Origin of the sequence: Rahnella rivi (genome assembly GCF_019049655.1) — a bacterium.
GTDB lineage: Bacteria > Pseudomonadota > Gammaproteobacteria > Enterobacterales > Enterobacteriaceae > Rahnella > Rahnella rivi.
This window is the reverse complement of sequence record NZ_JAFMOX010000061.1, coordinates 158,209-181,407: the sequence shown is the minus strand read 5'-3', so window position 1 is coordinate 181,407 and position 23,199 is coordinate 158,209. Positions and strand designations below refer to the sequence as shown.

Here is a 23,199-nt window from a genome sequence, read left to right as displayed (position 1 = left end):
CATGGGTATCGATCTTCCGCTGATTTGGTTTTTGATCATCGTCTTTGGCGTGATGATGTACGTGGTAATGGACGGCTTTGATCTGGGGATCGGCCTGCTGTTTCCGCTGGTGAAAGAAGAGCATGAACGCGATGTGATGATGAACACCGTCGCCCCGGTCTGGGACGGCAACGAAACCTGGCTGGTGCTCGGCGGCGCAGGGCTGTTCGGTGCGTTTCCGCTGGCGTATTCGGTGATCCTCGATGCACTGGCGATCCCGCTGACGTTAATGCTGTTTGGCCTGATTTTTCGCGGCGTGGCTTTTGAGTTTCGCTTCAAAGCCAGCGCACAGAAACGCCATGTGTGGGATAAATCCTTTATCGGCGGTTCGGTGCTGGCGACGTTCTGTCAGGGCGTGGTGCTGGGCGCGGTGATAAGTGGCATTCCGGTGGTGAACCGGGCGTATGCGGGTGGCGCGCTGGACTGGCTGACGCCGTTCAACCTGTTTTGCGGCGTGGGTCTGGTCGTGGCTTACGCCCTGCTCGGCTGCACCTGGCTGATTATGAAAACCGAAGGACACTTGCAGGACAACATGCACAGCCGCGTCAGGCCGCTGCTGTTCACCCTGCTGGCCGTGCTGGCGGTGATCAGTATCTGGACGCCGCTCACCCACGGCGATATCGCTGACCGCTGGTTCACGCGGCCAAATCTGTTCTGGTTCCTGCCGGTTCCGGTGCTGGTGGTGCTGGTGTCGGTATGGATGCTGCGGGCGGTGCAACGTCGGGCGCACCATGCGCCGTTCCTGCTGACGCTGGCGCTGGTGTTCCTCGGCTATACCGGTCTGGGCATCAGTATCTGGCCGAACATTATTCCGCCGTCTGTGTCGATCTGGGAGGCGTCGTCCCCGCCGCAAAGCCAGGGCTTTATGCTGGTGGGCGCGCTGTTTATCATCCCTGTGATTCTGGTTTACACCTTCTGGAGCTACTACGTTTTCCGCGGGAAAGTGACGCCGGAACAGGGCTACCATTGAGGCTGACGAGGTAAATGATGAAAAAACTGATCAGAGAAATGGACGATGACACCGTCATCAGGCAGCCGTTCTGGAAACGCATCGGCTGGATGGCGATGATCTGGCTGGGCAGCGTGCTGGCACTGTTTGCCGTTGCGTCAGTGTTTAAGCTGCTGATGGCCGCGGCAGGAATGCGTACACACTAGGAAAAGCAGGCAGAACAGCACATGTCTGCCAGTGAGAAAGAAAAAAACCTCCGTCATGGCTGGCGGAGGTTTTTCATTAGCGATCAGAGCAGCAGGTTGTCGAGCCGGTCATCATCAATGCCGTCAGGTTCAAGGTGCGCAGTCACGTCAGCGGATTTAAACAGCAGACTCACCGCCATTTCCGCCGCATCACCGATTTCATGACCGACATCGACGGTCAGATTGCCATCCACTTCGAGATGAAACTCAACGAACACCCGGTCCCCGCCATTACGGGTGCGGATATCATGCACACCGCGCACGCCTTCGACGCTCAGCACGGCGGCTTTCACCCGCTTGCGGTCGATCATATCCAGTTCACGATCCAGCAGTTGCTTGAGGGCATCCGCCGCCATGCCGCGTGCGTTCCAGATCATATAGAAGGAAATCAACAGCGCGCCGATAGAGTCGGAACGGGTCCAGCCGAGATGACGTTCGAGAATCAAGGCCACCAGCACCGCGATATTCACCGCCACGTCAGTGACGTAATGCGCGCGGTCAGCGGCAATGGCCGTTGAACCGGTACGTTTCACCACATAGGTCTGCATCAGCACCAGGCCGGTGGCGGCGATCGAGCTGCCAATAATGACCCAGATACCCAGGCCGAGCTGCGCCAGGGGTTGCGGATTGATAATGCGCCCGATGGATTCACCGCCGAGCACCAGCCCTGCCGCCCCCAGCAGCAGTGCCTGTACAAACGCCGCCACCGCTTCGGCCTTGCCGTGACCATAGCGGTGGCCTTTGTCCGCCGGGCGCAGCGCGTAGCGCACACCAATCAGCGTCACCATTGAAGCCAGCACGTCTACCAGACCGTCAGCCGCCGAGGTCAGCAGCGCAATCGAACCGGTGGCCGCCCATGCCCAGACTTTCACACAGACCAGCACCAGCGCCACGCAAAGCGACACCAGCGACGCAATGCGCGTCAGGCCTTTATAAGAAGGTGCAGGACGGCTCATGGCTGACCCCACGAAGACAGATCATTTTGGGCGTTTATCACAGGGATATCCTGAAGCAGATAATCAACTTTATTTGAAAAATACAAATACCAGCCCAGCATTATACATCTTTTTGCCGTTTTCGGAGCTTCCCTATGGTGTGGATCTTCGTGCCCTCACTAAGGTTTATTGACTTATATTTACTTGCTTTTACATCAATACAATCTAGGTTAAAACAAGATTTCTTTGTTCCGGCCACAAACGCCGATAATCAGAAGAGCATTATGACAAACGACAACAAGCCACAGCCTTCCGCGTCGGATGACGCACACACAGAACTTGATTCCAGCCAGATTACATCGGGAGAAGGACACAGTCCGGACCCGGAAGATAAGAAAGAAGACAAGGATGACGCCGACGAAAAAGGCAAAGGCCCCGGCAAGAAGCCTCTGATTATTCTGGGTATTGTGGTCGTTGTGATGGTGGTGGTCGCCCTGATCTGGTGGCTGATGACCAAAGATCAGGTCAACACAGATGACGCCTTTATCGAAGGCGATGCGGTGACCATTGCGCCGAAAATTGCCGGTTACGTCACCAGCCTGTCAGTGAAAGATAACCAGTTCGTTAAGAAAGGCGATTTGCTGGTCGAAATCGATCCGCGTGACGCCACCGCGCAACGCGATCAGGCACAGGCGCAGCTCGGGCTGGCCGTGGCTCAGTTGCATCAGGCGCAGGTGCAGTTTGATCTGGCGAAAGTGCAGTATCCGGCGCAGCTTGCCCAGGCCAAAGCGCAGCAAACCCGCGCCGAAGCCAGCCTGATGAATGCCACCGCCGATTTCCGCCGTCAGCGTGGCGTGGATCCGCGCGCCACAACGCAACAAAACATCGACTCTTCCAGCGCGCAGGTTCGCTCCGCCGCGGCTGATTTAGAAAATGCCAAAGCGCAGGTTCAGGTGGCGGCACAGGTACAGCTGCAAATTCGTCAGGCCGAAACCAACGTAGAAGCCCGTCAGCAGCAGGTTGAACAGGCGAAAGCCCAGCTGGAAAGCGCCACGCTGAATCTGTCTTATGCGCAGGTTCGCGCGCCGTTTGACGGCTATGTCACCAAGCGTAACGTGCAGATCGGCACGCTGGTGCAGGCCGGTTCTTCGCTGTTCTCCGTGGTGTCGAAAGACATCTGGATCGCCGCTAACTTTAAAGAATCTCAGCTTGAGCGGATGCGTCCCGGTAACAAAGTTGAGATCACCGTGGATGCTTATCCTGATATCAAATTGCAGGGCCATGTGGACAGTGTTCAGCAAGGCACCGGTTCGCGCTTCTCCGCTTTCCCGGCAGAAAACGCCACCGGTAACTACGTGAAAATTGTGCAACGCGTTCCGGTCAAGATCGTGATCGACAGCGGTCTGGATCCGAAACAACCTCTGCCGCTCGGCCTGTCGGTTGAGCCGACGGTGACCGTAGAATGAACGAAGACCGCAGTTACTGGAAACCCAAGGCCAATCCCTGGGCGGTTGCTGCCGTTGTCACCATCGCGGTGTTCATGGAAATTCTGGACACCACGATCGTCAACGTGGCGCTGCCGCACGTCGCCGGCTCGCTCTCTTCCAGCTACGACGAATCCACCTGGGTGCTGACCTCGTATCTGGTCGCCAACGGCATTGTGCTGCCGATTTCCGCCTTTCTCAGCCGCGTGATGGGACGTAAAACCTACTTCCTGATCTGTATCGGCATGTTCACCGTCTGTTCTTTCCTGTGCGGTATCGCCACCGAACTGTGGCAGATGATTCTGTTCCGCATCCTGCAGGGCTTTTTCGGCGGGGGTTTACAGCCGATTCAGCAGTCAGTGCTGCTCGATTACTTCAAACCCGCCGATCGCGGCAAAGCCTTTGGCCTGTCGTCCATTGCCATCATCGTGGCACCGGTCATCGGCCCGACGCTTGGCGGTTACATCACGGACCATTTCAGCTGGCGCTGGGTGTTTTTGATCAACATCCCTGTCGGGATCATTGCCCTGCTGGCGATTTATCAGCTGCTGGAAGATCCGCCGTGGGAGCGTAAAGCCAAAGGCAAGCTGAGTATTGATTACATCGGTATCGGGCTTATCGCCCTGGGGCTGGGCTGTTTGCAGGTGATGATGGACCGCGGTGAAGACGATGACTGGTTTAAATCCGGCTTTATCGTCACCTTCGCAGTGCTGGCGGCAACCGGCATTGTCGGGGCGATTTACTGGCTGCTGTACGCGAAAAAACCGGTGGTGGATTTACGCTGCCTGAAGGACAGAAACTTCGCGGTGGCTGGCCTGCTGATGGCCGGTATGGCGATGATTCTGTACGGCAGCTCGGTGGTTATCCCGCAGCTGGCGCAGCAGCAACTGGGTTACACCGCCACGCTCTCCGGGCTGGTGATGTCGCCCGGTGCGATACTGATCGTGCTGTCGATCCCGCTGGTGCTCAAGCTGATGCCGATTATCCAGACGCGTTACATTATCGCTTTCGGCTTCTTCCTGCTGGCCGCGTCCTTCCTCTATTCGGCAAGGCTGACGCCAAACGTTGATTTCGAAACGCTGGTGATGTTCCGCAGTGCGCAGTCGATCGGCCTCGGTTTCCTGTTTGTGCCGCTCACCACTATCGCGTTTATTACCATTCCGCAACGCATGAACGCCGATGCCGCCGCGCTGTTTACCATGTTCCGTAACGTGGCCGGGTCGATCGGGATCTCTCTTGCGACCGCCGGGGTGACCGAGCGAACGCAGGCGCACAGCGCGCATATGGTGCACAACATGTCGCCGCTCAACGAACAGTTTAATCAGGCCGTGACCAAAAGCGCCGCCGCCATCCGTGATTTCGCCCACGTTCTGGGCGACCCGATGCAGCTTGCCACCGCGCGGATGTATCAGGAGATGGTGTCGCAATCGCGCATTCTGGCTTACATCGATGTGTTCGGCTATTGCGCCATCGTCGCCGTTATTTTGATTCCATTTTGTTTCCTGCTTTCGCCTGTGAAGAGCGAAGGTAATGCCGGAGCACATTAAGTTGAAAAAGATAAGCTCTACGCCGGGTCATCAGCATTCCGGTGTCCGTTTTCTGACACTCTCGACCTTAACGCTGGTATTAGCCGCCTGCTCCGTCGGCCCTGACTATCAGAAACCTCAGACGGCCACGCCGGGGGCATTCAACGATATGACCCAGCCGAAAGACAAAGACGGGGCATCGATTGCCCTGCCTTCGGAGCCGAACCCGTTATGGTGGAAAGCCTTTAACGATCCCCAGCTCGACAGCCTGGTTACCCGTGCCATCGCCGGTAATATCTCGTTGCAGCAGGCAGTGCTGCGCATTGCCGGTGCACGCGAACAGGTGAAACAGGCCCAGGGCGCCTGGCTGCCGTCCGTACAGGGCAACGCGAAAGTGACCCGTCAGCAGCTCGGCCTGAAAGGGATCCTGGAATCGAGCGGTGCGTCTGATCAGTTAAACGATCTCAGCCCGCAGGCCTCCGGGGCCATCGACACCGCCACGCGGCCGGTGGATTTGTATCAGGGCAGCTTCGATGCCAGCTGGGAGCTGGATTTGTTTGGCGGCACGCGCCGTCAGGTGGAAGCCGCCAACGCCCAGACCCAGTCTTCCGTCGAACAGCGCAACGATGCGTTAGTGTCGCTGGAAGCCGAAGTCGCGCGTGCTTATCTGCAACTGCGCGGTGCCCAAAGCATCACGGCATCGATTCAGACGCAAATCGACGTCGCTCTGCAGACGCTGAGCCTGACGCAGAACCGGCAGCAAAACGGGCTGTCACCGCAGCTGGATGTGGAAAATGCCCGTGCGCAGTTAGGTTCCCTGCGCGCCCAGTTGCCGCAGTATCAGGCACAGGAACGTCAGGCGATGAACGGCCTGGCGGTGTTACTCGGTCAGACGCCGGGCTCGCTGGATAACGAACTGGCCGCCGTCAAACCGATGCCTGCCCTGCCCGCCGCCGTACCGGTGGGCGTGCCGTCGCAGCTTGCCCGTCGACGTCCTGACGTGCGCAAAGCCGAAGCCGATCTCCATGCCGCCACCGCCAATATCGGCGTGTCCGTCGCGCAACTGTTCCCGAGCATCTCGCTCACCGGCCAGTTCGGGATGCGCAACACCGATGCCAGCTATCTCGACAACTGGAGCAGCCACTTTTACTCCATCGGCCCGTCGGTCACCGTGCCCATTTTCCAGGGCGGGCGGCTGGTGTCGAGCGTGCACCTTTCCCGCGCGCAACAGGCCAATGCGGCGCTCAATTATCGCCAGACGGTGCTGACAGCGCTTCAGGATGTGGATAACGCGCTGGTGAACTACCGCACCGATCAGGATCAGGTCAGCGGGCTGGATCAGACGACCGAAGCCTTGCAGACCGCGTTTGATCTGGCGAGCGACAGCTATCGTCAGGGGCTGTCCACCTTTATCAACGTACTGGATGCCCAGCGCCAGCTGGCACAGGCGCACCAGCAATCCGCCGAAGCCAGAGTGAAAACCAGCACCGATCTGGTTTCATTGTATAAAGCGCTGGGCGGCGGCTGGGAACCGTATCAGAATGTGGAGTTACCGACCTACACGGTATTTGGCCCGGCAGCTACGCCGGACGTAAAAGTAAAAACGACCGCCGGGGAATAACCGCAGCATGAACGACATTGCAACAGAAGATAAAAAACCCAGCTGCGATTCAGTGATCAACAGCGTGGCTTACCGCGACGGACAGCGTTTGCAGGATGTCACGGTCGAAGACATCAGCGAAGTGCTCAAAGAGCCGGATACATTTGTCTGGCTCGGGCTGTGGCAGCCGGAAGACAGCTACATGCGCAGCATTCAGGAAGAATTTGGCCTGCATGATCTGGCCATTGAAGATGCGCTGACCGCCCATCAGCGGCCAAAAATAGAACAGTACGGCGAGTCGCTGTTTATTGTTGTGCACACCGCGCAGAAGGTGAAAGAGAGCATTGAGTACGGCGAAACGCACCTGTTTCTGGGCAAGAACTTCCTGATCACCGTCCGTCATGGCGCGTCATCGAGTTATAAAGAAATCCGTAAACACGCGGAAGAACGCCCGGACATGCTCAGTAAAGGCCCGGCGTATGCGCTGTACTGCGTGCTCGATTCCGTGGTCGATAACTATCTGGAAATCCTGCATCAGTACACCGAACAGTTCGATGCCATCGAAAAGCTGATGTTCCAGAACACTTTCAATCAGCAGGCGGTGCAGCAGGTGTATAAACTGCGCCGCGATTTGCTGTCGCTGCGCAACGCCGCCGTGCCGATGGAAGATATCTGTAATCAGCTCAGCCACCATTACGAAGAGCTGGTGCCGAAGGGCCTGCGCGCGTATATCCGCGACGTGCAGGATCACGCCAATCAGGTGATCAAAACCACCGATGACATGCGCGAAATGCTCTCCAACGCCATGCATGTGAATCTGGCGCTGGTGTCAGTGCATCAGAATGAGGTGGTGCAACGTCTGGCGGGCTGGGGGGCGATTCTGGCGATCCCGACGGTGGTGTTCAGTCTGTACGGCATGAACTTCAAAAACATGCCGGAACTGGACGACTGGTGGGGTTATCCGGTGACGCTCGGCGTGACGTTTGTCGGTTGCGTATGGTTATACTGGAAGTTGAAAAAGTCCGGCTGGTTATAATCTATTACCTGATTAATGCATAACAGTTACATGCGAATAACACTTTCCGGTGTTATTCGCCTTATTATCCCTTTCTCACGCATTAACTTCCGCTTTAATCTATTTTCGCTTCCCTGCCTGCGAAGAATACTTATATACTCATTCGCATCTTTCCCGCCGGAAATAGTATTTCTATGTCAGTTCGCTTCGCGATTTCACAGTTTATGCATTCACTACGCTTGCCAGGCAAGCGGGTCAGTGCGTTGCTGTTCGCGTTATGCTGGCTGGTACTGAACGCTCAGCTGGCGCTCGCCAGCCACCCGTGTGACCTGCGTCCGCCGGTGGAAAACACCCAAATGCAACACAACCAGTTCATGCAAATGCCTGATACACAAGCGCATATGCAGAGTCAGTCGGTGTTGTGCGAGAAGCATTGCGTCCCGGAAAGAACCTCGTCTGATAACGGCACCGTGCCGCTGCTGGCCGTGCCGGTCGCCCAGACGTTAGCCCTGATCACCGTCGATGCCAGCGCCGCCGTCACCACGGCGGACTGGACTGCCCCGCCGGTTATCGCTCCTCCCGCCGAAGTCCGGTTTTGCCGATACAGAGAATAGCGCCCTGCTGTCACGGATGTTTTTCCGCATCCGAAATTAAATGAAATTACCCTGCCAGATTAATGGCAACTTTCCTTTATGACAGTATTGGAGTATTTCCCATGCGCGCTTTATTTAATTTATTCTCTGTTAGTCTTTTCTTTATTTCCGTTTATTCCTTCGCGAATGTCATGCCCGCCGGTCACGATCATAAGGCGATGCAACAAGACGCCACGGTTTATCAATCCGAAGGCATCATCACTCAGTGGCAGGCCGACCGCGTGGGGATTTCCCATCACGCCATTCCTGCACTGAAATGGCCCGCCATGACCATGAACTTCCGTCTGCCGCCGCAAATCACCGCCAACGCCCTGCCCGCCGGAACACCGGTTGCCTTCAGCTTCGTCAAAACTGAGTCTGCGTATCAGTTGCAGACACTCACGCCGCTGACACGCTGACAGGGGAATTGCACATGCTGACTTTACCGCGTCGCCTTCGGGTGACGTGGCACTGGCTGCTGGCTTTTATGCCGGTCTGCGCCTTTGCCACACCCGTTTCCCTGCCGCAGGCGCTGGTTGCCGCGCAGGAATATTCCGCTGAGCTTTCCGCCAGCCGCCACCAGATCAACGCGCTGGATAACCGCGCAGACGCCGCCATGCAGTTGCCGGATCCGAAGCTGAAATTCGGCATTGAGAACCTGCCGGTCGGAGGCAATAACACTCGCCGCTTTACCCGTGAAGGCATGACCATGCAGCGCATCGGCATCATGCAGGATTACGTCAGCAGCACGAAACGCGAGCGTAAGGCCGACACCCTGCGCGCCGAGTCGCGGCAGGTGGCGGCGGGCACACAAAGTATCCGCGCACGGCTGCAACGTGACACCTCGCTGGCCTGGATGGCGCTGGCGATAGGCGAGCAGAACGTCGGCCAGGCCGGTTCGCTGGTGGCAGAAAGTGAGCGGCAGATTGATGTACAGCGCGGCGGCGTCAGCAGCGGCAGTGCCCAGCCTGCCTCGGTGCTCGACGCCCGTCTGACCCTGATTGCCATGCAGGACACACTCACCCAGGCGAGACGTGACGTTGAGCTGGCGCGCACCCGTCTGAGTCAGCTGACCGGCATCGATCACCCTGACATCCACGGTGAGGTGCCAGCGGTGAGTGCGTTGCCCGCCAGCGCGCAGCAGGCAGACAGCGTCAGCCTGCACCCGGAAATTCTGCAGGCGCGGCGCGAGGCGGAAGTCGCGCAGTCGAAATCCTCCGAATCGGCGATTGCCGCGCTGCCCGACGTGGGTGTCGAAGTGTATTACGCCCACCGTGCCGACGATTATGACGACATGGCAGGCATCATGTTCACCGTCGATTTACCGCTGTTTACCGCCTCGCGACAGGACAAAGATCATGCCGCCGACCAGTCGATGGCCATGGAAAGCAACGACCGGCTGGCACAGCTGACGCGGGATCATCAGGCGCAGCTGAACACGCTGGTGACGCAATATCAGGCCGCCGTCACGCTGTGGCAACGGCAGGTGAAGGATGTCATTCCGCTGCAACAGCAGCGTATTGGCGTGATCCAGGCGCAGTATCGCGCCGGGAAAAGCAGCCTGAATGATGTACTCGGCGCGCGCCTCAGCCTGCTCGACAGCCAGCTGGCCGGGCGTAACGCCGAACTGGAAGCCGCCCGTTTCTGGGTCGCCCTGCGCTATCTCGCGCCACAGGAGGATCTTCAATGACATCCGCGAAAACTTACAGCCTGCTGGCCGTCGCCATTCTGGCCGCTCTGGCCGCCGGTTACCTTGCCGGACGCCACAGCGTCCCCGCACAAACGCAGGTTTCTGACGCGCCCGCCGCACGCAAGGTGCTGTACTGGTACGATCCGATGACGCCGGATCAGCGTTTTGACAAACCCGGAAAATCCCCCTTTATGGATATGGATCTGTTGCCGCGTTACGCCGGTGACGTGGAAGACGAAGGTGGCGTGACGGTCAGCGCCCGCCAGCAGCAAAATCTGGGGATGCGCAGCGAGACAGTGCAGCGACGGGTCCTCTCGGCCCCACTTAACCTTTACGGCACGGTCGCCGCCGATGAGCGCAGCCTGCGTACCGTCTCTGCCCGCGCCGCCGGTCTGGTGGAAAAACTCTACGTTGCCGCCAGCCAGCAGCAGGTGAAAAAAGGCCAGAAACTGGCGACGTTGTGGATCCCTGACTGGACCGCCGCGCAGCAGGAATATCTGGCCGTACGCCAGTTGGGTGACCGCAGCCTGAGCGCCGCCGCCCGTCAGCGTCTGGCCTTACACTTCATGCCCGAGGACGTACTGCGCCGCGTCGAGAAAACCGGTCAGCCGCAAACCCGTATCGACGTGATTGCGCCGGTGGACGGCTATCTCAGCCAGCTTGCGGTACGCGAAGGCGCGCAGGTCAGCGCCACGCAGCCGCTGTTCGAACTGACCAGCCTGCAACAGGTATGGATTGTGATCGATTATCCTCCCTCCGCCGCCAGTCAGATCCAGACAGGGAGCAAGGTCACCGCCAGCGCCGACAGCCAGCCCGGCGAGCTGTTCCACGGCACCATCAGCGAACTCCTGCCGGACGTAGACGCCGTCAGCCGCACGCTGAAAGCCCGCGTGGTGATGGACAATTCGCAACATAAACTGCGCCCTGGTATGTACCTGACGATGGCGCTGGACGCCGTGTCACAGGCTCCGGTTCTGGCGATCCCGCAGGAAGCGCTGATCCAGACCGGCAGCCGCAATACGGTTTTGCTCGACGACGGCAATGGGCATTTCACGGCGCAGGCAGTGACGACCGGCGCGACGCGTGATGGCTGGACGCAGGTGCTTTCCGGCCTGGAAGAAGGTCAGTCTGTGGTGACCTCCGGGCAATTCCTCATTGATTCCGAAGCCAGCCTGCGCAGCGCACTGCCCGCGGCAGCCGCGCCGGCAAAAGCGCATCAGCACGGAGGTGATTTATGATTGCCACCGTGATCCGCTGGTCGCTAAAAAACCGGCTGCTGGTGTTGCTGGCCGCGCTGATCATGGCCGCCTGGGGTATCTGGTCATTGCAGAAAGCACCGCTCGACGCCCTGCCGGATCTCTCGGACGTGCAGGTGATTGTGCGCGTCAGTTACCCCGGCAAAGCGCCGCAAATTATTGAAGATCAGGTGACCTATCCGCTTACCACGACGCTGCTCTCCGTGCCGGGCGCGAAAACCGTGCGCGGCTTTTCGATGTTCGGCGATGCTTACGTGTACGTGCTGTTTGACGACGGCACCGATCCCTACTGGGCGCGTTCACGGGTGCTGGAATACCTCAGTCAGGTGCAGTCCACGCTGCCGCCGGGGGCAAAAGCTTCGCTGGGGCCGGATGCCACCGGCGTCGGCTGGATTTACGAATACGCGCTGGTGGATAAAACCGGCAAACACAGCCTCGAACAGCTGCGCGCCCTGCAGGACTGGACGCTGCGTTATGATCTGAAAACCGTGCCGGATGTCGCCGAGGTCGCCAGTATTGGCGGCATGGTGCGCCAGTATCAGGTGGTGGCCGATCCGCAGCGGATGCGCGCCCGTGGCGTGACGCATCAGCAACTGGTGACAGCATTACAAAGTGCCAATCAGGAAAGCAGCGGCTCACTGCTGGAAATGGGCGAAGCCGAATACATGGTGCGCACCTCCGGCTATCTGAAAAGCCTGGAGGATTTCAACAACGTGGTGGTGACGGCCAGCAACGGCATTCCGGTGTTGATTTCTGACGTCGCCACCGTGCGCACCGGCCCCGAACTGCGGCGCGGCGTGGCGGAGCTGAACGGTGAAGGCGAAGTGGCCGGCGGCGTGATTGTGATGCGCTCGGGCAAGAATGCGCTGGAAACGCTGAAAGCGGTGAAAGTGCGTCTGAATGCGCTGGCCCGCACCCTTCCGGCAGGCGTGGAGATCGTGCCGGTGTATGACCGCCAGCCGCTGATTGAGCGGGCTATCGTGACGTTGTCACATAAACTGCTCGAAGAATTTGCAGTAGTGGCGGTAGTCTGCGCGCTATTTCTGTTTCACTTCCGCTCGGCGATGGTGGCGATCATCACCCTGCCGCTCGGCATTCTCGGCGCGTTTATCGTCATGCACTATCAGGGGGTCAGCGCCAATATTATGTCGCTCGGCGGGATCGCCATTGCCATCGGGGCGATGGTCGATGCGGCGATTGTGATGATCGAGAATATGCACAAAGTGCTGGAACAATGGCGGCACGATCATCCGGGGCAGCAGCCGACCTCCGCAGATTACTGGAAGGTGTCCGAACGCGCGGCAACCGAAGTCGGCCCGGCGCTGTTTTGCAGTTTGCTGATCATCACCCTGTCGTTTATTCCGGTGTTTTCACTGGAGGCGCAGGAAGGCCGTATGTTCTCCCCGCTGGCATTCACCAAAACCTATGCGATGGCGGTTTCCGCGGGGCTTGGCATCACGCTGGTGCCGGTGCTGATGGGGTATTTTATTCGCGGGAAAATCCCGGATGAAAACGCCAGCCCGGTCAACCGCTGGCTGATCGCCGCCTATCAGCCGGTGCTTTCCGCTGTGCTGAAACGCCCGAAAACCACGCTGTTGTTCAGCGGGCTGTTTCTGCTGGTGTCGCTGTATCCGCTGGCAAAGCTGGGCAGCGAATTTATGCCCGCGCTGGATGAAGGGGATTTGCTGTACATGCCCTCCACGCTTCCGGGGATTTCCGCCCGCGAAGCGGCGCGGCTGTTGCAGCAAACCGATCGCCTGATCAAAACCGTGCCGGAAGTCGCCAGCGTATTTGGCAAAGCCGGACGGGCAGACAGCGCCACCGACCCTGCACCGCTGACCATGATTGAAACCACCATCCGCTTTAAACCCCGTGACCAGTGGCGGCCTGGCATGACGCCGGACAAAATCATCACCGAGCTGGATAACGCGGTGAAACTGCCCGGCATCGCCAACGTCTGGGTGCCGCCGATCCGTAACCGGCTGGATATGCTGGCTACCGGCATCAAAAGCCCGGTGGGCATCAAAGTGAACGGCAATAATATTGCGCAGATCGAAGCGGTTGCGCAGCAGATTGAGCACATTGTCAAAACCGTGCCGGGCGTCACCTCCGCGCTGGCTGAGCGTCTGGAAGGTGGCCGCTATGTCGATATTGCCATCAACCGCCGGGAGGCAGCACGTTACGGTGTCACGGTGACGGAATTGCAGTCGCTGGTTTCAACACTGGTGGGCGGTGAAAACATCGGTGAAACCCTGGAAGGCCGCGAGCGGTATCCCGTCAGCCTGCGCTATCCGCGCGAGTTACGCGATAACGTGCAGGCGCTGCGCGATTTGCCGGTACTGACCGCCTCCGGTGCGCAGGTGCCGCTGTCGGCGCTGGCATCAGTCACGGTCACTGACGGCCCGCCGATGCTGAAAAGCGAGAATGCGCGTCTGTCGGACTGGATTTATGTGGATTTGCGTGGCCGCGATTTGAAATCTGCCGTCGAAGAGATGCAGCAGGCGGTGAATCAGCAGGTGACATTACCGGAAGGCGTCACGGTGAGCTGGTCGGGGCAATTTGAATATCTGGAGCGCGCCACGGCAAAACTGAAAATCGTGCTGCCGGTGACGCTGCTGATCATCTTCGTGTTGTTGTACGTCACGTTTAGCAGCGTGCGGGATGCGCTTTTGATCATGGCGACGCTGCCCTTCGCCCTGACCGGCGGCATCTGGCTGTTGTACCTGCTCAGCTACAATCTGTCGGTCGCCGCTGCCGTCGGTTTTATCGCGCTGGCCGGCGTGGCGGCGGAGTTCGGGGTGATCATGGTGCTGTATCTGAATCAGGCGGTGCAGCGCCAGCAGAAAACCGGCGAGGAGATGACTGAAGCCCAGCTGTGCGACGCGATTCACCACGGCGCGGTGCTGCGCGTTCGGCCAAAGGCCATGACCGTCGCCACCATTATGGCGGGTTTACTGCCGATCATGTGGGGCGGCGGCACCGGCTCGGAAGTGATGCAACGCATCGCCGCCCCGATGATCGGCGGTATGGTCAGCGCGCCACTGCTTTCGATGCTGGTGATCCCGGCGGTGTATTTGTTACTTCACAGGAAGGGGGCGATTAAATCGCTGAATTGAGACTCATTAGATCGAGAGAGTTTCGGTTTCTCACGTGTGGTGATCGCTCAGCCGCTCAGGCTATTCCAAGGGTTGAACCCGACCTTTTGGGGCCTGGTGAAAGTTTCGGTTTCTCACGTGCGGTGATCGCTCAGCGGCTGTCGCCGAAACCGCCCAAAAGGGGCCAGGACGGGCCCCTCTTGGATCTCCCACGTCTTTTTACTGCGCGCTACCGCTCGCGGGCTATATTCCAGCGGCTACCGCTATTGCCGCAAACGCCGCCGCTTCGCGGTCCTCTCATTTCAGGTTCGGACCCGCTCGGAAAAACACCCTCGCGGTTTCTCACCGTTCATTCGACGTCGTTTTGAGCGCGGCCAGAGGCTTTTTAAAGCGAAACCTCACATTTTTTACTTTATAAATCAAAAATTAAGTCTCAATAATCATTTGTATTACATAGCCATTGGCCGCGCTCAAAAATCACGCTGGAGAGAGTGGTGGAAAACCGCGCGTGTTTTTGCGCGGGTTGTAACCCGAGCGGAGGGCACCGCGCAGCGGCGGGATTTTGCGGCAATAGCGGGAGTTTCTGAAACATAGCCAGCGAGCGACAGCGCGCAGTTAAAAAAACGCCGGATTGTTAAGGGGCGCGTTTACGCCCCTTAACCCGGTGTGGGCCGGCGCCCACGACCTTGACCTTGATGCAGCGCGCAGCGGCCTGATTTTACGGCAATAGCCGGAGCCGCTGAAACATAGCCCACAAGCGGCAACGCGCAATGAAAAAACGCGGGATTGTTAAGGGGCGCGTTTACGCCCCTTAACCCGGTGTGGGCCGGCGCCCATGACCTTGAACTATGAGGATTCTTCTGCCGCCGCAATCCGCGCCAGCGGCTGTTCCAACACCATGGTTTGGGTCTGGCTGAGGCTGATTTCGGCAGCGCGCAGCATCTTGAGGATTTCGTACAGCAGGTCGCTGCGCGTTCCGCCTACCATGCGCGGGCTGTTGACGTAACCGGTGACGCTCAGCACGATGCCGGTCGGCCCCAGTTCTTTAAAGCTGACGGACGGCGGCGGGTTTTCCAGAATCGCTTCGTGCAGGTTGTAGGCGTCAAGTAACAGCGTGCGTACCTGCTCGGGGTCGATGTCCAGCGGGAAAGTCAGGACAATGGTCGCTACACCCTGCGCGTTACCCATGGTGGCGTTACGCACGTTCTGCGAAATCAGCTGGGAATTCGGCACAATCACCGTGGATTTATCACTGAGCTGAATTTCGGTGGCGCGAACGTTGATGCGGCGAATATCCCCTTCCACACCGCTGATGCTGATCAAATCCCCCACTTTGACCGGACGTTCCGTCAGCAGGATCAGACCGGAGATAAAGTTCTTCACGATCTCCTGTAAACCGAAACCAATACCGACCGACAAGGCGCTGACGATCCACGCCAGTTTGTTCCACTCAATGCCCAGCGATGACAGCGTCAGCATGATGATCAGCACATAGCCCACGTTGGTGAACAGCGTCACCAGCGAGGCGCGCATGCCGCGATCCATCATGGTTTTTGGCAGGAAATCGTTATCCAGCCAGCGCTTGGCGGAGCGCAGCACGTACCAGCCCACCACCAGACACAGCACCGCATTGACCGCGTGCGCCGGAATAATGTTCAGGCTTTCGAGGCCTTTACCGCCCCACATGTCGACAATTTTACTCAGCAATTCCAGCGGCGTGGTGGTGCCGAACGTCCCGTTAAGCAAGGCAACGGCGGCCATCAGCAGCAGCGCTGTTTTACCGAGCGCCGAGCACAGTGTCGCCGCCAGCGACAGGTGACGATCGTTGACGCTCAGCGTGCCTTTAAGGATTTTGCCGCTGTGTGTGGTCGCCGAAAACACGCTTTCACACAGATCGACCCAGAAGTGAATCAGCAGATACAGGCTGCAAACCACCAGACCGATCCACAACAGTTCGAAGGTGACAAAACGCGCCAGCGGAATATAGCCAATCAGCAAGGCGATCAGAATGACGAAGGCCGTCAGGCTGATCACCAGATGGATAAGCCCCGCCAGCGTGGAGCGCGCTTCGGTCTGCTCTCCGTCGGCGCGCATTTTACGGCGCATACGGTTAACGCGAAGCGGCGCAATCAGACAGTTGAGCGCCACCAGCAACGCCGCCAGACCATTGCCAAACAGCGTGGCGGCGATGCTCGCGCCGACCAGATTGTTCAGCTGTTCGATAATGCCGAACAGGAAAATAAAGCCCGCCAGCAGCACCGGGAATGACGCCAGCGTTTTCGCCAGCGGATCAGCGATGCCCGGTAAACGCCACGACGGATGGCCGTTAGACAGTAACGCGATACCCAGACCGGCGATCACCGCCGAGAAATAGGTCAGTTCAACCAGTTGTTCGGCAAATTCATTCACCCACTGCGACGTGTCCGGCAGGCGGGTGAAGATAAAACCGAGTAACTGAACGCTGATGCCCAGCGTAAAGGTGGTGCTCAGGGTGGTGAAACAGGCCAGGAAACTGCGGCGAAAACGCCCCTGCGGCAACCAGCGCGGCAGGATCCAGTTCATCGGGCGATCCAGCGTTTTCCGGCCAAACACGCCAATCAACAGCGCCAGCAGCAGATAAATGCCCGTGCCGACGCGCCAGTCCGGGCTCCACGCCTGCGTCCAGGCATCGCTGACCTGCGAGCCAAAATCGTCAAAGCGCGCGGCATCGTCTTCATTTGGCGTGATCAGCGGTGACCAGAAATTGCTGCCGAGAATACTGCCGGTATTGAGCGCGATTTGAGTTTTCAGCGCGTCACGGCGCATCCCGGAAATCTGCGAGGACAGATTTCGCGCACCGGTCGCAATACCTTTGGTTTGTTCAATCTGGGTAGTCAGCAACGTTTTGCTGTTGTTGAGTTTATTACGCTGGCTGACCACCTGAGGCGTTTCAGTCAGCGTACCCGCCGCCGGCGCAGGGCCGAGAACGTCGAGTTGCGCCTGCACTTCTTCCAGCTGCGGTGCCAGCGCCACGGCCAGTTTGTCGGCGTCTTCGGCCAGCTTTTGCGCGCCGTCGTTGAGGCCGGTAAATTTCTTATCGGTTTTCGCCGCCGACACCTGCTGCTTGAGCTGATCCAGACGTTTTTGCAGCGCAGGTAACGCCGTAGTGGCGTTGACTTTCACCGGCTGCTGGGCGTCCGGCTGGCCGGTGGCTTCATCGCCCTGACTCAGCGCGGGGGTCATCAGCAGACATGACAACAATGCCAGCAACAGCGGCATTCTTAACAATTTTTGCATAGAAAAAGGATTCCGGAAGTTCGGTAAATTATTGTTTTATGAATTTCCGGCTAAGAATACCTGTTCTTAGTCGGAAAAGTAGTAGGGATTGTCTGTTTGTCTGAATCCGTATCTTCACGGACAGCACGCGGGCGCGTACCGTCCGTGGGGATCAGTTGGGTTTACCCAGCATCTGGCGCAGGATGGCCGCAGAATCGGCGGGCTGAAGCGCCAGAATGCCGGAATAGAGGCTGATGGAAATCTCACACACTTTTTCGCGATCAACATCCGGCTTGGTCAGGTCGCTGAACATTTGCAACTGATCGCCGTACATATTTCCCAGCGCTTCGCGCACCGGCGCCATCATCAGGATGACTTTTTCGGTGCTCACCGCCACCGGCAGATCGGTCTGACCCGGCCCGGTCGCCAGCAGTAAATCGTTCATGGTACTCAGATCTTTGCGGAACAGCTCCGGCGGCAGCACCTGCGCGGTGTTCACCCCGCCGCTCACCTGCGGATAGAGAAACTTAAAGCAGGAACCGTCTTTGCGCGCCAGCAGGGTCTGCATCTCTTCGAGATTGACCTGCATCGCTGCATTCACCGCCGCATCCGGCGCATGAACAATGCGAGCAGACAGCAACTCAGACACCCTCGGTTTCACGGTATCAATGGCTTCCTGCTGCGGTTTCCCTTCCTTCTTCATCTGCAAAATATCGCGGCGGATCTGCGCATACAGCGCCGGTTCCTGTGTTCTGATGGTGCCATACAGCGGCAGTTCGGAAAGCGCGCTGTCGATTTTCTGCTCTTCGCTTTCGCCCATGACGCGCGGCTTAATCACCCCGCCCCACACTATTGCGCCGCCCACAATCAGCACAACAAACAGGATGATGCCGGGCACGCGGCCCAGTTTGCCCTTTTTATGTAACAGGCTGAGCACCGACGCCAGCACCACACCGCTGATGCCCCACACCATCACTTCGTTCCAGTTCATGAGTGTTCCTTTATCTCGAAAAACGTCGCTTAAAGACCGATTTGTGCGACCGCATCGCGGCTGGCGTCAGCGCGCTCCTGCCCGTGCAGCTCTTTAAGTTTACCCTGTCGCATTTCCAGCAGACGATCGGCGTGTTCAAAATAGTGATCATCGTGGCTGATTGCCAGTACGGTTTTGCCCATGTTACGCAGTTGCGGCAGAAGTTCGCGATAAAACGTCCGGCGAAATTGCGGATCCTGATCGGCAGCCCATTCATCCAGTAACAGAAAATCGCGCCCCTCAGCCGCCGCCAGCAGCAGCGCCACGCGCTTACGCTGCCCTGCGGAGAGTTGCAGATTGGTCACTTCGTTGCCGCTGAACTGAAGTTTTTCTTTCATTTTCAGGCGTTGCAGCCAGTCTTCCACCACCTGCGGATCGGGTGCCTGCCCCTGCGGCCCCATCAGCTGACCAAAGAGATGGAAATCGGTGAATACTGCCGAGAAAATCTGCCGGTATTGCTCCGCGTTCTGCGCGGTAACCGCAACACCGTCGAGCAATATTTGCCCGCCGCGCGGGTGATAAAGCCCGGTCAGAAGCATCGCCAGAGTAGACTTTCCGCTGCCGTTGCCGCCAATCAGAAACACCAGTTCGCCACGGGTGATGGTCAGGTTCAGCGGCCCGATGCCAAAACCGGCATGATCTTCTTTGCCTTCATAGCTGAACACCAGATCGCGCAGTTCGAGTGTCTGCCAGCGGGTCGTCACCACCGGCGGCGTGAACTCCTCCTGGTATTGCGCCAGTTTCAGGGCTTTCAGTTTGCCAAAGGCCACCTGTGCGCTGAGCAGCGTCGGCAACGCGCCCACGGCCTGCAGCATCGGCGTGCGCAGGAACAGCAGCGTCAGGGAATAGGTCGCGGCGACATCGGTATTTGACCAGCCCAGCGTGTTTGCCATAAAGAAGACCAGCCCGATCGCCCCCAGCATCATGATATTCGACCAGTTCACGGCGCTCAGGTGAAAGGTATCGGCACGAATAATGTGGTAGCGGTACTCCTCGGCGTCTTTGCGGTAAACATCATCAAACAGATGGCGCGCCCGTTCGCGGTTAAGCGCCAGCTCTTTGCGCCCTTCGATGACTTTCTGATAGTCGGTTTGCAGTTTGTCTTCCGCTTCACGCACTTTCGCCAGATGGCTGTAAACGTGCGACACCAGTTTGAAACCGCCGACAATGGTGATCACCAGCCAGATAACCGTCACCAGCAGCATTTTCGGTGACAGCCAGGCCAGATACGCGGCGCAACCGAGGGTCAGGATAATCCCCTGCACCAGCTCCGGCAGACGCACAAACGCCAGGGTGATATTACGGATATCGCTGCCCAGACTGGCCAGCAGCTGCGCGTTGCCGATTTGTTCAATGCGCTCGATGTCGGTATCTAAAATACGTTTGATGAACTGGCCGCGCAGACGGTAAATAAAATGGTGACCGAGAATCGTCAGCGCCAGTTGTGAACCGAGGGTCACCACCATCAGCAGAAGCAATAAGCCGAGAAATTGCGGTAAGACCATCAGGGAAGCGTGGGTTGTTTCTATCAGTTTAAGATTGATAAACGCGATCAGGCCAATGCCCAGAATGGCGCTGAGCAGGCTCAGCAACATGACGCCCAAAAACGGCCAGCGATACTGCTTAAAAACGACGCGTAACAACTCCATGAAATGCTCTCATTGTGAATGCCAGAAACCTGATTGCAGGCAGTTTAATGAGACATTGTCTCATATCAAGAATAATTCTCATTTTATCAACTCTCTTCGCCACGGAGAAAAAAGCTGACAGCCTGCTTTTCGCTTCCTAAACTGGGGCCATGGATAAAGAACAAGAACTTCGCCGAAGTAAACGTAACGCGCTGGGGCTGCTGCTGATTGCTGCGGCCCTGTTTGTGATCACCCTTTTTCTGCCACCCAATTTCTGGGTTTCCGGGCTGAAAGCCATTTCCGAAGCCGCTATGGTCGGCGCAATGGCTGACTGGTTCGCCGTGGTGGCGTTGTTCCGCCGTGTGCCGGTGCCGTTTGTTTCCACACATACGGCGATCATCCCGCGAAACAAAGACAAAATCGCCGACAATCTGGCGGTGTTCGTGCAGGAAAAGTTCCTCGCACCCGCCACGCTGATAAACCTTATCCGCCAGCACGATCCGGCGCGGATGCTGACCGACTGGCTGAACGCACCGGACAACGCCCAACGTTTTGCCCGCTACGCCATTAAAATGATCCGCGGTTTTCTGGATGTCACTGACGATCAGCGCATCGCGCAGCTGATTCGCCGCGCGTTGTACCGGGTGATCGACAAAATCGATCTCTCGTCATCCATCGCCACGCTGCTGGAAAGCCTGACCCGAAATGGCCGCCATCAGGAGTTGCTCGATCAGGCCATGGATCAGCTGGAAGTGTTGCTGGCAAAGGACAGCACCCGGCAGTTTATTTCGGCGCAAATCGTCGGCTGGATGAAGCGTGAACACCCCCTGACGGCCAAACTGCTGCCCACCGGCTGGCTGGGACGCAACGGCGCGGATATGGTGTCCAATGCGGTGAATTCGGTGCTCGACGATATGGGCAACGATAAAACCCACGCCTTTCGCAAAGGCTTTGACCGCTCGGTGCAGAGTTTTATCTGGAAGCTGCAAAACGATCCGGCGACGGCGCAGAAAGCCGAAGAAATTAAGCAGTACCTGAAAGATGACGAGAAGCTGAACGCCTACGTGCTGCAACTGTGGGGCGACATGCGTAACTGGCTGAAGGAAGATTTAGAAAGCGAGGATTCGCGGGTGTTTGTCAAAGTCACCGAATCCGGCCAGTGGCTGGGAAATGCGCTGGCACAGGATGAAAAACTGCGGGCTTCGCTGAATCTGCAAATGGAAACCATCGCCGGTAAACTCGCGCCGGATTTCGCCACCTTCCTCACCCGCCACATCAGCGATACGGTCAAAGGCTGGGATCCGCGTGACATGTCGCGGCAAATCGAGCTGAACATCGGTAAGGATTTACAGTTTATCCGCATCAACGGCACGCTGGTTGGCGCGTTTATCGGGCTGGTGCTGTATCTGCTGTCGCAACTGCCGGTAGTACTGCCGTGGGCGATGGCGCGGTTCTGAAATGTCCTCCCCGCGCAGGGGAGGACGCACTATTTACTTCACTGACTTGCTGAACGCATCGACCGCCAGAATGGCGCTGGCAACGTCTTCTGCCGACAGATGCGGATTCAGGTTGCCCAGCGTATCGCCCTCGCCGTTCGCCAGTGCACCCACTTTTACCAGGCTGGCAAAGGTTTCATTTTCCAGATGCATCTCTTTGAGCGTGGTAGGCATTTTGATTGAACGGTAGAAGCGCACGTATTTGGCGATCTCTTCGTCAGGGCGCTGCTCAAGCACCATCTGCGTCAGGGTACCGTAGGCGACCTTCTCACCGTGCGTCAGGTGATGAATGTCGCCGGAAATCGCGGTGAATCCGTTGTGGATCGCATGAGCACCCGCCAGACCGGCGTTTTCAAAGCCCAGACCGGACAACAGCGTATTGGCTTCCACCACCGCTTCGACGGCTGGCGTCACCAGTTTTTGCTCAACGGCGGTATAGGCGCTGTAACCGTAGGTCAGCAGCGTTTTTTCACAGGCTTCAGCAATCGCCATCCCGGCGATAGTCGGGTCACCGCCTACCATCGAGTGGGAGTGTGAGCGCAACACCGCCTGCGCTTCCACAAACGTCGCCAGACCGTCTGCAATCCCGGAGGCAAACAACCGCACCGGCGCCTGGGCGCACACCTGGGTATCGACCAGTACCAGATCCGGGTTTTTGTTGTAGAAACGGTAGGATTCGAACACGCCTTCGTCGGTGTAAATCACTGACAGCGCACTGCACGGCGCATCGGTTGAGGCCACCGTCGGCACAATCACCACGTTTTGTTTCAGTTCATCCGCGATAGCTTTTACCGTATCGAGGGTTTTACCGCCCCCAAGACCGACCACCACCTGCGTCCCCGCTTCGCGGGCAATGGCCGCCAGACGGTTGATTTCACTGGCAGAAGCTTCGCCGTTGAAACGTTCATAATGAAATTCGACCTGTGCGGCGCTCAGCGATGCTTTTACGCGCTCGCCGATAATGCCCCAGACCACGTCATCAGCAATCAGGAAAGATTTCCCGCCGAGCGCCGGCAGGTAATCCCCTAACTCATCCAGCACACCGCTTCCCTGAACGTACTTTCTTGGCGAAGAGAAGATAAATTTACTCATGATAAAAACCTCTTTTCGTAGACCATTGAGATGTGAATGACTCCCTTCAGCCTACCCCAGCAGGCGGCCCGCGCCCACCCTTTTAATTCACATTAACAGCATGACTGGCAAAGAAATTTTCTCTCTGAGCAGGATGAAGGCTTTCCTCCGCAGAGACAGTGGCCTGATGAATTAATCACCTGAAAAGACTATTGGGATGTGCAAGCAAAAAACCGTGATGAGTTAGGTTTCA

At 57.8% G+C, this 23,199-nt stretch carries 18 protein-coding genes; 13 read left to right on the top strand and 5 right to left on the bottom strand.

Annotated elements, in window-relative coordinates:
- Nucleotide 1 precedes the first annotated feature (1 nt).
- Together cydB and J1779_RS14920 are read left to right on the top strand one after the other, a co-directional pair.
- Nucleotides 2–1,009 carry a cytochrome d ubiquinol oxidase subunit II gene (gene cydB / locus J1779_RS14925; RefSeq protein ID WP_217204118.1) on the top strand — a complete coding sequence of 336 codons (1,008 nt, stop codon included), beginning with the start codon at nucleotides 2–4 and terminating at the stop codon, nucleotides 1,007–1,009.
- A 38-nt stretch (nucleotides 1,010–1,047) separates the two neighbouring features.
- Nucleotides 1,048–1,194, top strand: a complete 147-nt coding sequence (locus tag J1779_RS14920; RefSeq protein ID WP_217204176.1) for a DUF2474 domain-containing protein — start codon at nucleotides 1,048–1,050, stop codon at nucleotides 1,192–1,194.
- Between the two features lie 83 nt (nucleotides 1,195–1,277).
- On the opposite strand, the gene J1779_RS14915 is transcribed toward J1779_RS14920, so the two are convergent.
- Nucleotides 1,278–2,189 carry a cation diffusion facilitator family transporter gene (locus tag J1779_RS14915; protein ID WP_056780403.1) on the bottom strand — a complete coding sequence of 304 codons (912 nt, stop codon included), beginning with the start codon at nucleotides 2,187–2,189 and terminating at the stop codon, nucleotides 1,278–1,280.
- On the opposite strand from J1779_RS14915, the gene J1779_RS14910 reads away from it, so the two are divergent.
- From J1779_RS14910 to J1779_RS14865, 10 genes are all read left to right on the top strand, one after another.
- Nucleotides 2,188–2,361: a hypothetical protein gene (locus tag J1779_RS14910; protein WP_156362042.1), complete on the top strand. Its 174-nt coding sequence runs from the start codon at nucleotides 2,188–2,190 to the stop codon at nucleotides 2,359–2,361. The two genes, J1779_RS14915 and J1779_RS14910, sit on opposite strands and share 2 nt — an antisense overlap.
- Nucleotides 2,362–2,452: 91 nt before the next feature.
- The gene (locus J1779_RS14905) at nucleotides 2,453–3,634 is read left to right on the top strand and encodes an HlyD family secretion protein (protein ID WP_238485171.1); all 1,182 of its coding nucleotides are present in this window, start codon (nucleotides 2,453–2,455) and stop codon (nucleotides 3,632–3,634) included.
- A complete protein-coding gene (locus J1779_RS14900) occupies nucleotides 3,631–5,199 on the top strand; it encodes a DHA2 family efflux MFS transporter permease subunit (protein WP_183846849.1) in 1,569 nt (522 codons plus the stop codon). Before J1779_RS14905 ends, J1779_RS14900 begins: the two co-directional genes overlap by 4 nt.
- 1 nt (nucleotide 5,200) lies before the next feature.
- The gene (locus J1779_RS14895) at nucleotides 5,201–6,799 is read left to right on the top strand and encodes an efflux transporter outer membrane subunit (RefSeq protein WP_420804210.1); all 1,599 of its coding nucleotides are present in this window, start codon (nucleotides 5,201–5,203) and stop codon (nucleotides 6,797–6,799) included.
- A gap of 7 nt (nucleotides 6,800–6,806) precedes the next feature.
- Nucleotides 6,807–7,814 (top strand): magnesium/cobalt transporter CorA, encoded by a 1,008-nt coding sequence (gene corA / locus J1779_RS14890; RefSeq protein WP_056780417.1) that lies wholly within the window; start codon nucleotides 6,807–6,809, stop codon nucleotides 7,812–7,814.
- Between the two features lie 173 nt (nucleotides 7,815–7,987).
- Nucleotides 7,988–8,407, top strand: coding sequence for a hypothetical protein (locus J1779_RS14885; RefSeq protein WP_056780421.1), 420 nt, complete (start codon nucleotides 7,988–7,990; stop codon nucleotides 8,405–8,407).
- A 101-nt stretch (nucleotides 8,408–8,508) separates the two neighbouring features.
- The gene (locus J1779_RS14880; protein WP_217204116.1) at nucleotides 8,509–8,844 is read left to right on the top strand and encodes a copper-binding protein; all 336 of its coding nucleotides are present in this window, start codon (nucleotides 8,509–8,511) and stop codon (nucleotides 8,842–8,844) included.
- A gap of 14 nt (nucleotides 8,845–8,858) precedes the next feature.
- Nucleotides 8,859–10,115 carry a TolC family protein gene (locus tag J1779_RS14875; RefSeq protein WP_217204115.1) on the top strand — a complete coding sequence of 419 codons (1,257 nt, stop codon included), beginning with the start codon at nucleotides 8,859–8,861 and terminating at the stop codon, nucleotides 10,113–10,115.
- Nucleotides 10,112–11,353 carry an efflux RND transporter periplasmic adaptor subunit gene (locus J1779_RS14870; protein ID WP_217204114.1) on the top strand — a complete coding sequence of 414 codons (1,242 nt, stop codon included), beginning with the start codon at nucleotides 10,112–10,114 and terminating at the stop codon, nucleotides 11,351–11,353. Before J1779_RS14875 ends, J1779_RS14870 begins: the two co-directional genes overlap by 4 nt.
- On the top strand, nucleotides 11,350–14,487 hold the full coding sequence (locus tag J1779_RS14865; RefSeq protein WP_217204113.1) for an efflux RND transporter permease subunit: 3,138 nt from the start codon (nucleotides 11,350–11,352) through the stop codon (nucleotides 14,485–14,487). The genes J1779_RS14870 and J1779_RS14865 overlap by 4 nt, the downstream gene beginning before the upstream one ends.
- A gap of 825 nt (nucleotides 14,488–15,312) precedes the next feature.
- On the opposite strand, the gene J1779_RS14860 is transcribed toward J1779_RS14865, so the two are convergent.
- The 3 genes from J1779_RS14860 to J1779_RS14850 all read right to left on the bottom strand — a co-directional run bounded on the left by J1779_RS14860 (nucleotide 15,313) and on the right by J1779_RS14850 (nucleotide 20,400).
- Nucleotides 15,313–17,742 carry a DUF3772 domain-containing protein gene (locus J1779_RS14860; RefSeq protein WP_217204112.1) on the bottom strand — a complete coding sequence of 810 codons (2,430 nt, stop codon included), beginning with the start codon at nucleotides 17,740–17,742 and terminating at the stop codon, nucleotides 15,313–15,315.
- A gap of 151 nt (nucleotides 17,743–17,893) precedes the next feature.
- Nucleotides 17,894–18,712 carry a hypothetical protein gene (locus tag J1779_RS14855; protein ID WP_217204111.1) on the bottom strand — a complete coding sequence of 273 codons (819 nt, stop codon included), beginning with the start codon at nucleotides 18,710–18,712 and terminating at the stop codon, nucleotides 17,894–17,896.
- A gap of 29 nt (nucleotides 18,713–18,741) precedes the next feature.
- Nucleotides 18,742–20,400 carry a multidrug ABC transporter permease/ATP-binding protein gene (locus J1779_RS14850; RefSeq protein WP_217204110.1) on the bottom strand — a complete coding sequence of 553 codons (1,659 nt, stop codon included), beginning with the start codon at nucleotides 20,398–20,400 and terminating at the stop codon, nucleotides 18,742–18,744.
- A 149-nt stretch (nucleotides 20,401–20,549) separates the two neighbouring features.
- Here J1779_RS14850 and J1779_RS14845 point away from each other — a divergent pair, with 149 nt between their 5' ends.
- Complete coding sequence (locus J1779_RS14845; protein WP_056780443.1) at nucleotides 20,550–21,836, top strand: DUF445 domain-containing protein; 1,287 nt, start codon at nucleotides 20,550–20,552, stop codon at nucleotides 21,834–21,836.
- A gap of 33 nt (nucleotides 21,837–21,869) precedes the next feature.
- Here J1779_RS14845 and J1779_RS14840 read toward each other — a convergent pair whose 3' ends face one another.
- Nucleotides 21,870–22,967 carry a glycerol dehydrogenase gene (locus J1779_RS14840; protein WP_122095444.1) on the bottom strand — a complete coding sequence of 366 codons (1,098 nt, stop codon included), beginning with the start codon at nucleotides 22,965–22,967 and terminating at the stop codon, nucleotides 21,870–21,872.
- Between the last annotated feature and the right edge of the window lie 232 nt (nucleotides 22,968–23,199).